This is a genomic window from Streptomyces davaonensis JCM 4913, from assembly GCF_000349325.1.
Taxonomy (GTDB): domain Bacteria; phylum Actinomycetota; class Actinomycetes; order Streptomycetales; family Streptomycetaceae; genus Streptomyces; species Streptomyces davaonensis.
In genome coordinates this window covers 5,110,103-5,122,662 of the sequence record NC_020504.1, presented here as the reverse complement: position 1 = coordinate 5,122,662, position 12,560 = coordinate 5,110,103, and the positions used below count along the sequence as shown (strand labels likewise).

9 protein-coding genes are annotated in these 12,560 nt (G+C 71.0%); 5 read left to right on the top strand and 4 right to left on the bottom strand.

Annotated elements, in window-relative coordinates; genetic code table 11:
* Positions 1–57: 57 nt before the first annotated feature.
* From BN159_RS22565 to BN159_RS22545, 5 genes are all read left to right on the top strand, one after another.
* Positions 58–900, top strand: coding sequence for a M24 family metallopeptidase (locus BN159_RS22565; protein WP_015659315.1), 843 nt, complete (start codon positions 58–60; stop codon positions 898–900).
* Positions 897–2,654, top strand: coding sequence for an SDR family oxidoreductase (locus BN159_RS22560; protein WP_015659314.1), 1,758 nt, complete (start codon positions 897–899; stop codon positions 2,652–2,654). The genes BN159_RS22565 and BN159_RS22560 overlap by 4 nt, the downstream gene beginning before the upstream one ends.
* Positions 2,655–2,830: 176 nt before the next feature.
* A complete protein-coding gene (locus BN159_RS22555; protein WP_015659313.1) occupies positions 2,831–3,418 on the top strand; it encodes an RNA 2'-phosphotransferase in 588 nt (195 codons plus the stop codon).
* Positions 3,419–3,459: 41 nt separating this feature from the next.
* On the top strand, positions 3,460–4,362 hold the full coding sequence (locus BN159_RS22550) for an LLM class flavin-dependent oxidoreductase (protein WP_015659312.1): 903 nt from the start codon (positions 3,460–3,462) through the stop codon (positions 4,360–4,362).
* 105 nt (positions 4,363–4,467) lie between these two features.
* Complete coding sequence (locus BN159_RS22545) at positions 4,468–5,334, top strand: Cof-type HAD-IIB family hydrolase (RefSeq protein WP_041821708.1); 867 nt, start codon at positions 4,468–4,470, stop codon at positions 5,332–5,334.
* Here BN159_RS22545 and BN159_RS22540 read toward each other — a convergent pair.
* The 4 genes from BN159_RS22540 to BN159_RS22525 all read right to left on the bottom strand — a co-directional run bounded on the left by BN159_RS22540 (position 5,331) and on the right by BN159_RS22525 (position 12,534).
* A complete protein-coding gene (locus BN159_RS22540) occupies positions 5,331–6,377 on the bottom strand; it encodes a M23 family metallopeptidase (protein ID WP_015659310.1) in 1,047 nt (348 codons plus the stop codon). The two genes, BN159_RS22545 and BN159_RS22540, sit on opposite strands and share 4 nt — an antisense overlap.
* Before the next feature lie 89 nt (positions 6,378–6,466).
* Positions 6,467–9,985 (bottom strand): thiol reductant ABC exporter subunit CydD, encoded by a 3,519-nt coding sequence (gene cydD / locus BN159_RS22535; RefSeq protein ID WP_015659309.1) that lies wholly within the window; start codon positions 9,983–9,985, stop codon positions 6,467–6,469.
* Between the two features lie 12 nt (positions 9,986–9,997).
* Positions 9,998–11,005, bottom strand: a complete 1,008-nt coding sequence (gene cydB, locus BN159_RS22530) for a cytochrome d ubiquinol oxidase subunit II (protein WP_015659308.1) — start codon at positions 11,003–11,005, stop codon at positions 9,998–10,000.
* Between the two features lie 20 nt (positions 11,006–11,025).
* A complete protein-coding gene (locus tag BN159_RS22525) occupies positions 11,026–12,534 on the bottom strand; it encodes a cytochrome ubiquinol oxidase subunit I (protein WP_015659307.1) in 1,509 nt (502 codons plus the stop codon).
* Positions 12,535–12,560 lie beyond the last annotated feature (26 nt).

The following is a 12,560-nucleotide window of genomic DNA, read 5'->3' as shown; positions in this document are numbered from 1 at the left end:
GCCAGATTTCGGGTGTCAAGTTACGAGCGCGTACCGCAACCGGTGGGACGGGGTGCCATGGCTACGGCAGTGACCAGTGAACGCTCGACGGAGCTGCAAGGTTTCCGAAGAGTGCAGCGCCTCGCCTACGAGTGCGCGGAGGCGGTGGCGGCCCGGCTGGAGCCGGGTGTCACCGAGCGTGAGGCCGCGCGGATGCAGCGCGAGTGGCTGGCGGAGCGCGGGGTGCGGGACTGGTTCCACATGCCCTTCGCCTGGTTCGGCGACCGCACGGCGTTCGTGAACTTCCGCATCCCGCTCCAGTTCTTCCCGACCAACCGCAGGCTGGAGCCGGGGATGCCGTTCATCCTCGACATGGCCCCGGTGTACGAGGGTTTCACCGCCGACATCGGCTATTCCGGCTCGCTCGGCGTGAACCAGGTCCAGAACAAGCTGATGGACGACCTCCGGGCGCACCGCGAACTGATCCTCGCCGAGGTGCGCGAGCGCCGGTCGCTCCAGGAGATCTACGAGGACGTGGACCGGCTCATGGTCCGCCAGGGCTACGCCAACCGGCATCGCGCCTACCCCTTCGGCGTGATCGCCCACAAGGTCGACCGGGTGCGTGAACGCCGCTGGTCACCACGGCTGTTCGGGTTCGGCACGCAGTCCCTGAAGGGCCTGGCCGCCGACGCGCTGCACGGCCACCGCGAGGGCTGGTCCCCGCTGTGGTCGCCGTACCGCTTCTCCGACCATCCGCCGCAGCCTGGGCTGTGGGCGGTCGAACCGCATCTCGGGTTCCGGGGTACGGGCGCGAAGTTCGAGGAGATCCTGGTGGTCACCGACTCCGCGGACCCGGCGGAGAGCGCCTTCTGGCTGGACGACGATCTGCCGCACGTGCGGCGCTGGGCGGAGGAGAAATGACGCTTCAGGGCGCGCGTGAGCGCTGGGTGCGGACCGGTGGGGTCGAGCTGTGCGTGGCGGAGCTGGGCGACCCGGCGCAGCCGACCGTGCTGCTCGTGCATGGCTACCCGGACAGCAAGGAGGTCTGGTCGGAGGTGGCCGGCCGGCTCGCCGACCGCTTCCATGTCGTGCTGTACGACGTCCGCGGCCACGGCCGGTCCACGGCCCCGCAGCCGCTGCGGGGCGGGTTCACGCTGGAGAAGCTGACGGACGACTTCCTGGCCGTCGCGGACGCGGTGAGCCCGGACCGTCCGGTGCATCTGGTGGGCCACGACTGGGGCTCGGTGCAGTCCTGGGAGTTCGTGACGGTCAAGCGCACGGAGGGCAGGATCGCGTCCTTCACCTCCCTGTCGGGACCGTCCCTTGACCACTTCGGCCACTGGATCCAGCGGCGGATGAAGCGCCCGACCCCGCGCCGGGTGGGCCAACTCCTCGGCCAGGGCGCCAAGTCCTGGTACGTCTACCTGCTGCACACCCCGGTCCTGCCGGAACTGGCGTGGCGGGGACCGCTGGGCAGGACCTGGCCGCGGATCATGTCCCGGATGGAGAAGGTCCCGTCGGACAACTACCCGACGTCGTCCCTGTCTTCGGACGCGGCGCACGGGGCGTGGCTGTACCGCGACAACGTACGGCCGCGGCTGCTCCGCCCGCGCGCCGACGCCTTCGCTCATGCGCCGGTGCAGCTGATCACACCGCTCGGCGACGCCTTCCTCTCCGAGCGGCTCTACGACGAACTGGAGCTGTGGGCTCCGCAGTTGACGCGGCGGACGCTGCCGGCGAAGCACTGGGTGCCGCGGACGCGTCCCGACCGGCTGGCCTCCTGGGTCGGCGAGTTCGTGACGTCGGTGGAGGGCGGACGCCAGGAGCCTCGGACCGCATCCGGCCCCCATGCCGACCGTTTCGGGGGCCAGTTGGTCCTGATCACCGGTGCGGGCAGCGGGATCGGCCGGGCGACGGCGTACGCGTTCGCCGAGGCCGGCGCTCGCGTGGTGGCCGTCGACCGGGACGGCGAGGCGGCGGCCCGTACGGCGGAGATGTGCCGCCTGGTCGGCGCAACGGACGCCTGGGCGGAGACCGTTGACGTCTCCGACGAGCAGGCGATGGAGAAGCTCGCGGCGAAGGTCGCCACGGATTACGGCGTGGTGGACGTCCTGGTGAACAACGCCGGGATCGGCCTCGCGGGCTCCTTCCTGGACACGACGTCCGACGACTGGCGCAAGGTGCTGGACGTCAATCTGTGGGGCGTGATCCACGGGTGCCGACTGTTCGGCCGGCAGATGGCCGAGCGCGGCCAGGGCGGCCACATCGTCAACACCGCCTCGGCGGCGGCCTATCAGCCGTCCCGGGCACTGCCCGCCTACAGCACCAGCAAGGCGGCGGTACTGATGCTGAGCGAGTGCCTGCGCGCCGAACTGGCGGATCAGGGCATCGGAGTTACGGCGATCTGCCCCGGGCTGGTGAACACCAACATCACATCGACGGCTCGTCACGCGGGAGTTGACGCGGAGGAGGAGGCCCGTCGGCAGAAGAAGTCGGCCCGGCTGTACGGCCTGCGCAACTACCCGCCGGAGAAGGTCGCGGAGGCGATTCTGCGCGGAATCGTCAACAACGAGGCGGTCGTTCCGGTGACTCCTGAGGCGCGTGGGGCGCATCTGCTGGCGCGGTTCGCGCCGGGGGCGCTGCGGAGGCTCGCACGGGTCAAGCCGCCGATGTGACAAGGGAGTTCGCCAACGTTCCGCGCGTCAACGGATCTTGACGAAACCCCTTGTATCGGCGGCTCGTTGTCCACAGAACTGCCAATTCCCCTGTGGATAACCGCACTTGGCTGTGGACCAAACATCGTCGGCAAAATCATTCGCGTGATTCGGGTCTCTCCCGCCACCCTGAGCGGATGAACGAGAGACCCCCGGAACGGACCCCGGACGAGCGCCGCACGGTACGGGTGTCGAAGTACCTCTCCAAGCACCTCCGGCACCAGCCCGAGCGCATCGGCCTCACCCTCGACGAGGGCGGCTGGGTGGAGATCGACACCCTCATCGCCGCGGCGACGGCCCACGGCTTCCGGTTCACCAGACAAGAGCTGGACCACGTGGTCGCCACGAACGACAAACGCCGCTTCGCCATCGACGGCACCCGCATCCGGGCCAGCCAGGGCCACAGCATCGAGGTCGAGCTGGGCCTGCCCCCGGCGACCCCGCCGCCGTACCTGTACCACGGCACGGTGGCCCGCTCCCTGGACGCGATCCGCACGGAGGGCCTGCGGCCGATGAACCGCCATGACGTCCATCTGTCGGCCGACCGGGAGACCGCGACCCGGGTGGGCGCCCGCAGGGGTCGTCCGGTCGTCCTCGCGGTCGACAGCGGCGCCATGCACCGCGACGGCCATGTCTTCCACGTCAGCGCGAACGGCGTCTGGCTGACTCAGGCCGTTCCCCCCGAGTACCTGCGCTTTCCGGAGTCACGCCACGGCACACAGTGACCGTTTCACGTGAAACCCATTCGGCCGCATACGCTCGAATCATGAGTCTGCGTCTGAGCACCGTGATCCTCCCGTACCGCCGCTGGCACGAGGGGGGCCGTGAGGCTTGGCAGCGGGCGGAACAGCTCGGCTTCCACACCGCCTACACCTACGACCACCTGTCCTGGCGCAGCTTCCGGGACGGCCCGTGGTTCGGTGCCGTGCCCACCCTGACCGCCGCCGCGGCCGTCACCGATCATCTCCGGCTCGGCACCCTGGTGACCTCGCCGAACTTCCGGCACCCGGTGACCCTCGCCAAGGACCTGATCTCCCTCGACGACATCTCCGGCGGCCGGATCACCCTCGGCATCGGCGCCGGCGGCACCGGCTTCGACGCCACCGCCCTCGGCCAGGAACCCTGGACCCCGCGCGAGCGCGCCGACCGGCTCGCCGAGTTCGTCCCGCTCCTGGACCGCCTCCTCACCGAGGACGCCGTCTCCTACGAGGGCGACTTCTACTCCGCCCACGAGGCCCGCAACATCCCCGGCTGCGTCCAGCGCCCCCGGCTGCCCTTCGCGATCGCCGCGACCGGCCCGCGCGGACTGCGGCTCGCCGCCCGCCACGGACAGGCCTGGGTGACCACGGGCGACCCGAAGCTGTACGAGAACGGCACTCCTGAACAGTCGGTTCAAGCCATTCGCGGACAGGTCGAGAAGCTCGCCGACGCCTGCGCCGCGATCGGCCGGGACGTGGCCGCGATGGACAAGGTCCTGCTCACCGGTTTCACCCCCGACCGGACCCGTCCGCTTCAGTCCCTGGACGCGTTCGTGGACTTCGCGGGCCGCCACCGCGAGCTGGGCTTCACCGAGATCGTGGTCCACTGGCCGATCCCGGACTCCGACTTCGCCACGGACGAGAAGGTCTTCGAGCAGATCGCCATGGAGGCGACGGCGCAGCTCAAGTGAGCCGGGGTGCAGGTTCGAGTGAGCCGAGGCGCAGGTGAGACCCCTCGCCCCTCAGATGTGCACACTCCCGCACGGGCGTGCGGGCATATGCGGGACAATGGCGCGGTGACCTCAGCGACTCGACAGCACGAGACCCCGGCCGCCGCTCTCCCGCCCCGGCTGATCGCCACCGATCTCGACGGCACGCTGCTGCGCGACGACAAGTCGGTCTCCCCCCGTACGGTCGCGGCCCTCGCCGCCGCCGAGGAGGCGGGCATCGAGGTCTTCTTCGTGACCGGCCGGCCCGCCCGCTGGATGGACGTCGTCAGCGACCATGTCCACGGCCACGGCCTGGCGATCTGCGGAAACGGCGCCGCGGTGGTCGACCTGCACGGCGGCCCCGGCGCCCACCGGTTCGTGATGGTGCGCGAGCTGGCCCGCGCGAACGCCCTGGACGCCGTACGACATCTGCGCGACGCGGCGCCCGGCACCGTCTACGCCATCGAGCAGACCTACGGCTTCCACCAGGAGCCGGAGTACCCGAAGCTGCACATGGAGATCCCCGACAGCCTGGCCCCCGCCGAGCGGCTGCTCGCCGAGGACGCCCCGCACGCCGACGAGCCGGTGCTCAAGATCCTCGCCTACCACCCCGACCTCGAACCGGACGCCTTCCTCACCCTGGCCCGCCTCGCCATCGGCGACCGCGCCAACGTCACCCGGTCCAGCCCCAGCGCCCTGCTGGAGATCAGCGGCCCCGGCGTCTCCAAGGCGAGCACGCTCGCCCTGTGCTGTGCCGAGCGCGGGATCTCGCACGAGGAGGTCGTGGCCTTCGGGGACATGCCGAACGACGTCGAGATGCTCACCTGGGCCGGACAGTCCTACGCGATGGGCAACGCCCACCCGGACGTGATCGCCGCGGCCTCGGGACGGACGGTCGCCAACAACGAGGACGGAGTGGCGGTCGTGATCGAGCAGTTGCTGGCGGAGCGTTAGCCGAGGGGCACGCCCCGGTCCGCGAGCCAGGACGCGGGATCCACCGCCGAGCCGGACTCCGGGGTGACCCGGACCTCGAAGTGCAGATGCGGTCCGGTGGAGTTGCCGGTGGTGCCGGACTGCCCGATCCACTGCCCGGTGCTCACCCGCTCCCCCTGGTCGACGGCGACGGCGGCGAGATGGGCGTACTGCGTGTAGTAGCCGCCCGCGTGCTCCAGCACGATCTCGACGCCGAACGGGCCACCGCAGGACACCCGCGCCACACGGCCCTCGCCGACCGCGCGCACCGGTGTGCCGATCGGCACCGCGAAGTCCTGCCCGGTGTGCCGCCGCGCCCAGCGCTCCCCACCGCTGCCGTAGGACGCGGACAGCTCGTAGGTCTCCACCGGTGCGACCCAGCGGGTGGCGAAGTGGGTCTCCGGCTGGTCGAGCCGTACCGCGCCCCGGCACGAACCGGCCGCCACCGAGGCGTCCGCGCGGCCCTGGAGCTGCTCGCGGGCCTCCTCCAGCTTCCCCTCGATGTCCCGCTTCAGGACGGCGAGCTCGGTGTTCCGCCGGTCCAGGTCCCGCCAGGCCGCCGAGGCCTTCTCCTGGTCGGCGACGAGCCGTGCCTCTGCCCTGCGGCTCTTGTCGATGGCGTTGTTGACGGCCACGTTGGTGCGGGAGAAGACATGCTGACCGCGCATCAGCTCGTCGGGGCTGCGGGCGAGGATGATCTGCGCGGTGACCGGCATCCCGCCGCCGTCGCGGTACTGGGCGCGCGCGATCCGGCCCAGGTCCTCGTGCAGTACGGCGATCTCCGCCCGCCGTTGGTCCAGCAGCGCCTCGAACCGCTGGGCCCGCGCCCGCTGTGCGTCCGCCTCCTGCCGTCCGGCCTCGTACTGACGGGTCGCGACGGCCGCGTCCTCGTACAGCCGCGCCACCTCCGCGCTGAGCCCGGAGTCGCCGCCCGTGTCGGAGGCGTCGGTGGGACGGGCGGCGAGCACGGCGAGCGCGCACAGCAGCGCCGGGACGAGCAGCGGATGACGGCGAGATGAGCGCATGTCAGCGATCGTGGCCCGCGCGGGGGTTCGGGGTCCTGTTCAAGTCGTACGGCTGGGGGAACGGTTGGTCCGGACGGGGGGCCGGGCCGTCAACTCGGCGCCGGCGCCGACACCAGCAGGTCCGCCTGCTCCTCCCGCGCCACCATCGCCCGCAACGGCCCCTCCACCGCCGCCAACTCCGCGTAGGAGCCGCGCTGCGCCACCCGGCCCCGGTCGAGGACGACGACCTCGTCCACGGCGTCGAGACCGGCCAGCCGGTGGGTGATGAGCAGGGTCGTACGGCCCTCGGTGGCCGCCAGCAGATCGGCGGTGAGCGCGTCGGCGGTGGGCAGGTCGAGATGTTCGGCGGGCTCGTCGAGCACCAGCACGGGGAAGTCGGCGAGCAGGGCCCGCGCCAGCGCCAGCCGTTGCCGCTGCCCACCGGAGAGCCGGGCCCCGTGCTCGCCGACCAGCGTGTCCAGGCCCTCGGGCAGTCCGTCGGCCCAGTCCAGCAGCCGGGCGCGCCTGAGGGCGTCCCGCAGGTCGTCCTCGGTGGCGTCCTTCCTCGCGAGCAGCAGGTTCTCGCGCACCGAGCTGTCGAAGAGGTGCGCGTCCTGCGCGCACAGCCCCACCAGCCGCCGTACGTCGTCCCCGTCCACGGCGCCGGCGTCGACACCGCCGAGCGTGTACGCGCCCGCCCGTGCGTCCAGGAACCGCAGCAGCACCTGGGCCAGCGTCGTCTTGCCCGAGCCGGACGGCCCGACCACGGCGATCCGGCGGCCCTCCTCCAGGGTCAGATCGAGCCCGGCGAGCGCGTCCCGGTCCTGCCCGGCGTGCCGGGCGGTGAGGTCCTTCAGCACGACCGGGAAGGGCGAGGCGGGCGCCTGCCGGGGCCGCTCCGGCTCCCGTACGGGCTCGGGGGCGTCCAGCACCTCGTAGACCCGCTCGGCGCTTCGGCGCACCCGCTGGCGGTACTGCACGGCGAGCGGCAGCCCTAGGACCGCCTCGAAGGCGGCGAGCGGGGTGAGGACGACCACGGCCATGGCGACTCCGCTCAGCCGTCCGTCGGCGACGCCCTGGGCGCCCACGAGGGCGGTGGCGGCGACGGTCAGGCCGGACAGCAGCGCGGTGAGTCCGTCGCCGAGCGCGGTGGCGGTGGCGGCGCGCGAGGCGATGGCGGTGAGCGTTCCGTCGGCCCGTCGCGCTTCGGCGGTACGGGCGGGCAGGGCGCCCGCGACGGTCAGTTCGGCGGTTCCGGTGAGCAGATCGGTCACGCGGGTCGCCAGCACGCCCCGGGCGGGGGCCAGCCGGCGCTCGGCGCGGCGGGCCACGGCGCCGGTGACGAGCGGGACTCCGGCTCCGGCGGCCAGCAGTCCTACGGCGAGCACGGCGCCCGCCTCGGGCAGCAGCCAGGCCGTGAAACCGACGGACACGGCGGACACGGCCGCCGCGGCTCCGGCGGGCAACAGCCAGCGCAGCCAGTAGTCCTGGAGGGCGTCCACATCGGCGACGAGCCGGGAGAGCAGATCCCCGCGCCGGGTCGTACGCAGCCCGGCGGGCGCCAGCCGCTCCAGCCGCCGGTAGACGGCGACCCGGGTATCAGCGAGCATCCGCAGCACGGCGTCGTGCGACACCAGCCGCTCGCCGTACCGGAAGACGGCCCGCCCGATACCGAAGGCGCGCGTCGCCGTCACGGCCACCATCAGATAGAGCACGGGCGGCTGTTGCGAGGCCCGCGAGATGAGCCACCCGGAGGTGGCCATCAGCCCGACAGCACTACCGAGGGCGAGACTGCCGAGCAGCAACGCGAGGGCAAGCCTGCCACGACGGGCACCGGACATGGCCCGAACCCGGGCGAGAACGCCGCGGTCCCTCCCTGCCTCCTCCACGAGGTCCCCGGCAACACGCCCCTGCGGATCCCCCTCTGCCCACGCCACCCCGCTCCCCGAGGGTTCAAGGGACCTCTCCCTTGAAAGGGGCGGGTGGGTGGGGAGAACCGGCTCGGTCAGTCGGACCACACGGTCGGCCACCCCCAGCAGCGCCGGCCGGTGTACCACCAGCAGGACCGTCCGCCCGACCGCAAGACGCCGTACCGCCGCCACGACTTCCGCCTCGGTCTCCCCGTCCAGCGCGGCCGTGGGCTCGTCGAGCAGCAGCACGGGCCGGTCGGCCAGGAACGCCCGGGCGAGGGCCAGCCGTTGCCGCTGCCCGGCGGACAGCCCGGCGCCGTCCTCGCCGAGCAGGGTGTCGGCACCTTGGGGCAGCGCGGCCACGAACTCCCGTGCCCCGGCGTCCTCCAACGCGCGCGCCACGGCGCTGTCGTCGGCGTCGGGGCGGGCCAGGCGGACGTTCTCGGTGATGGTCCCGGCGAACAGATGCGGCCGCTGCGGCACCCATGCGATCCGCGCCCGCCAGCGCTTCAGGTCCAGTTCGGTGAGGTCGGCGCCCCCGATCCGCACCCGCCCCTCGGCCGGCCGCACGAACCCCAACAGCACATTCAGCAGCGTCGACTTGCCCGCACCGCTCGGCCCGACGAGCGCCACGGTCTCCCCGGGCTCGACGACGAAGGACACGTCCGACACGGCATCCCCGGACCGGCCGGGATAGCGGACGGTCACGCCCTCGAAAGCCAGCGCACCGCCCGCCGGGACATCCTGGCTCCCGGAGTCCGGTACCGGCGTCTCCAGCACCGCGAAGATCTCCTCGGCCGCCGCAAGACCCTCCGCCGCCGCGTGGTACTGCGCGCCCACCTGCCGCAGCGGCAGATACGCCTCGGGCGCCAGCACCAGGATGACGAGACCGACGTACAGATCCATCTCGCCGTGCACGAGCCGCATGCCGATCGTCACGGCGACCAGGGCGACGGAGATCGTGGCCAGCAGTTCCAGCGCGAAGGAGGACAGGAAGGCGATGCGCAGGGTCCGCATCGTCGCCTGCCGGTACTCGCCGGTGATCCGCCGGATCGACTCGGCCTGCGCCTTGGCCCGGCCGAACACCTTCAGCGTCGGCAGGCCCGCGACGACGTCCAGGAAGTGCCCGGACAGCCGGGACAGCAGCCGCCACTGACGGTCCATCCGGGACTGGGTGGCCCAGCCGATCAGCATCATGAAGACCGGGATCAGGGGCAGCGTGCCGACGATGATGGCCGCCGAGACCCAGTCCTCGGTGACGATCCGGGCGAGCACCGCCACCGGCACCACCACAGCGAGCCCGAGCTGCGGCAGATAGCGCGAGAAGTAGTCGTCCAGGGCATCGACCCCGCGGGTCGCCAGCGCCACCAGCGACCCCGTCCGCTGCCCGCCGAGCCACCCTGGCCCCAGTGCGGCGGCGCGCTCCAGCAGCCGCCCCCGCAGCTCCGACTTGACCGCCGCGCTCGCCCGGTGGGCGGCCAGTTCGGTGAGCCAGGCCACCACGGCCCGGCCGACCGCGACGGCCGCCAACAGCAGCAGGGGAGTGGCGAGTTCGCTCACCGCCAGCCCGTGCTGGAAGGCGCCGACGACGACCTCGGCGATGAGCATCGCCTGGCCGACGACCAGCAGGGCCCCGACCACCCCCAGGCCGACCACGGCCACCAGGAACATCCGGGTGGCCCGGGCGTAACGCAGCAGCCGTGGATCGATTGGTTTCACGTGAAACACACCTCAGTGGGCGATATCGGCGGCGATGTGCTGGGTACCGATGCGCTTGCGGAACACCCAGTAGGTCCAGCTCTGGTAGAGCAGGACGATCGGTGTGGCGATCGCCGCGCACCAGGTCATGATCTTCAGTGTGTACGGGCTGGACGAGGCGTTGGTGACCGTCAGGCTCCACTCGTCGTTCAGCGAGGACGGCATGACGTTCGGGAAGAGCGTCAGGAACAGCATCGCCACGGCAGCCACGATGGTGACGCCGGACAGGGCGAACGCCCAGCCGTCACGCCCGGCCTGATTGGCCACCAGCGCCGCCACCAGTGCGGCCACGGCCACCACCAGGGCGACCAGGCTGCCGCCGTCGCCGCTGTCGATCTGCGTCCACAGCAGGAAGACCAGAGCGACCACGGCCGCGGCCAGACCGACCTGAAGCGCCAGCTTCCGCGCCCGCTCCCGGATGTCCCCGACGGTCTTGAGCGCCACGAACACCGCACCGTGGAAGGTGAACAGCGTCAGCGTCACCAGCCCGCCGATCAGGGCGTACGGGTTGAGCAGGTCCCAGACGTTGCCGACGTACTCGAAGTCCTGGTCGATCTTCACGCCGCGCACGATGTTGCCGAAGGCCACGCCCCACAGGAACGCCGGGATCAGCGAGGACCAGAAGATCGCGGACTCCCAGTTGCGCTGCCACTTCTCCTCCGGCCGCTTGGCCCGGTACTCGAAGGCCACGCCCCGGACGATCAGCGAGACCAGGATGATCAGCAGCGGCAGATAGAACCCGGAGAAGAGCGTGGCGTACCACTCGGGGAAGGCGGCGAAGGTCGCGCCGCCGGCGGTCAGCAGCCACACCTCGTTGCCGTCCCAGACGGGGCCGATGGTGTTGATCAGCACCCGCTTCTCGGGCCGGTTCCGGGCCAGCAGCTTGGTGAGGATGCCGACCCCGAAGTCGAAGCCCTCCAGGAAGAAGTAGCCGGTCCACAGGACGGCGATCAGGACGAACCAGACGTCGTGCAGTTCCATGACTGTGCAGCTCCCTCGGCCTAGTAGGAGAAGGCCATCGGCTTGTCGGCGTCACGGGAGTCGCCGCCGATCTTCGTGGGCGGGTTGAGGTCGGACTCGGTGAGCTCGGGCGGACCGGCCTTGATGTACTTCACGAGCAGCTTGACCTCGATCACGGCGAGGACGGCGTAGAGCGCGGTGAAGACGATCATCGAGGTGAGGACCTCGCCCTGGGAGACACCGGGGGAGACCGCGTCGCGGGTCTTGAGCACGCCGTAGACGACCCACGGCTGGCGGCCCATCTCGGTGAAGATCCAGCCCCAGGAGTTGGCGATCAGCGGGAAGGCCAGGGTCCAGATCGCGATGCGCCAGTACCACTTGGTGAGCTTCGGGCCGAGTGCCTTCTTCGGGAGCAGCACCAGATGCGGCACCTCGTCGTCACCGACCCGCAGGTGCTGCGGCAGCAGGAACTTCTTCCGGGTCATCCAGAGTCCGGCCAGGCCGATGGCGAAGGACGTCATGCCGAAGCCGATCATCCAGCGGAAGCCCCAGTAGGCGACCGGGATGTTGGGCCGGTAGTCGCCGGGCCCGAACTGCGCCTCCTCGGCCTTCTGGACGTCGTGGATACCGGGGACGAACGAGCTGAAGTCGTCCTTGGCCAGGAAGGACAGCAGGCCGGGGATCTCTATGGCGACCTTGTTGTGGCCCTCGTCGACATCGCCGTAGGCGAAGACCGAGAAGGGCGCGGGCGCCTCGCCGTCCCACAGGGCCTCGGCGGCGGCCATCTTCATCGGCTGCTGCTCGTACATGATCTTGCCGAGGACGTCACCGCTGACCGCGGTGAGCAGACCGCCGATGGCGACCGTGACCAGGCCGAGCCGCAGCGAGGTCTTCATCTCGCGGATGTGCTTCTTGCGCAGCAGATGGAAGGCGGAGATGCCGACCATGAAGGCGCCACCGGTGAGGAAGGCGGCGGAGAGGGTGTGGAAGGCCTGGGCCAGCGCGGTGTTCTGGGTCAGGACCAGCCAGAAGTCGGTGAGTTCGGCCCGGCCCCGCGCCTCGTTGATCTTGTAGCCGACCGGGTGCTGCATCCACGAGTTGGCCGCGAGGATGAAGTAGGCCGACAGGATCGTGCCGATCGACACCATCCACATGCAGGCGAGGTGGATCTTCTTCGGCAGCCTGTCCCAGCCGAAGATCCACAGGCCGATGAACGTGGACTCGAAGAAGAACGCGATCAGGGCCTCGAAGGCGAGCGGGGCGCCGAAGACGTCGCCGACGAAGCGCGAGTAGTCGGACCAGTTCATGCCGAACTGGAACTCCTGCACGATGCCCGTGACCACGCCCATCGCGATGTTGATCAGGAAGAGCTTGCCCCAGAACTTGGTGGCTCTGAGGTACTTCTCCTTCTCCGTGCGCACCCAGGCGGTCTGAAGGCCGGCCGTGAGGGCGGCGAGCGAGATCGTCAAAGGGACGAACAGGAAGTGGTAGACGGTGGTGATGCCGAACTGCCATCGCGCCAGAGTCTCCGGCGCCAGAGCCAGATCCACGTCGTCAGTCTCCTTACGTCGCCGCC

Coding starts and splice junctions, on each gene's coding strand:
- BN159_RS22565 (WP_015659315.1), top strand. CDS start 58: ATGGCTACGGCAGTGACCAGTGAACGCTCGACGGAGCTGCAAGGTTTC.
- BN159_RS22560 (WP_015659314.1), top strand. CDS start 897: ATGACGCTTCAGGGCGCGCGTGAGCGCTGGGTGCGGACCGGTGGGGTC.
- BN159_RS22555 (WP_015659313.1), top strand. CDS start 2,831: ATGAACGAGAGACCCCCGGAACGGACCCCGGACGAGCGCCGCACGGTA.
- BN159_RS22550 (WP_015659312.1), top strand. CDS start 3,460: ATGAGTCTGCGTCTGAGCACCGTGATCCTCCCGTACCGCCGCTGGCAC.
- BN159_RS22540 (WP_015659310.1), bottom strand. CDS start 6,377: ATGCGCTCATCTCGCCGTCATCCGCTGCTCGTCCCGGCGCTGCTGTGC.
- cydB (WP_015659308.1), bottom strand. CDS start 11,005: ATGGAACTGCACGACGTCTGGTTCGTCCTGATCGCCGTCCTGTGGACC.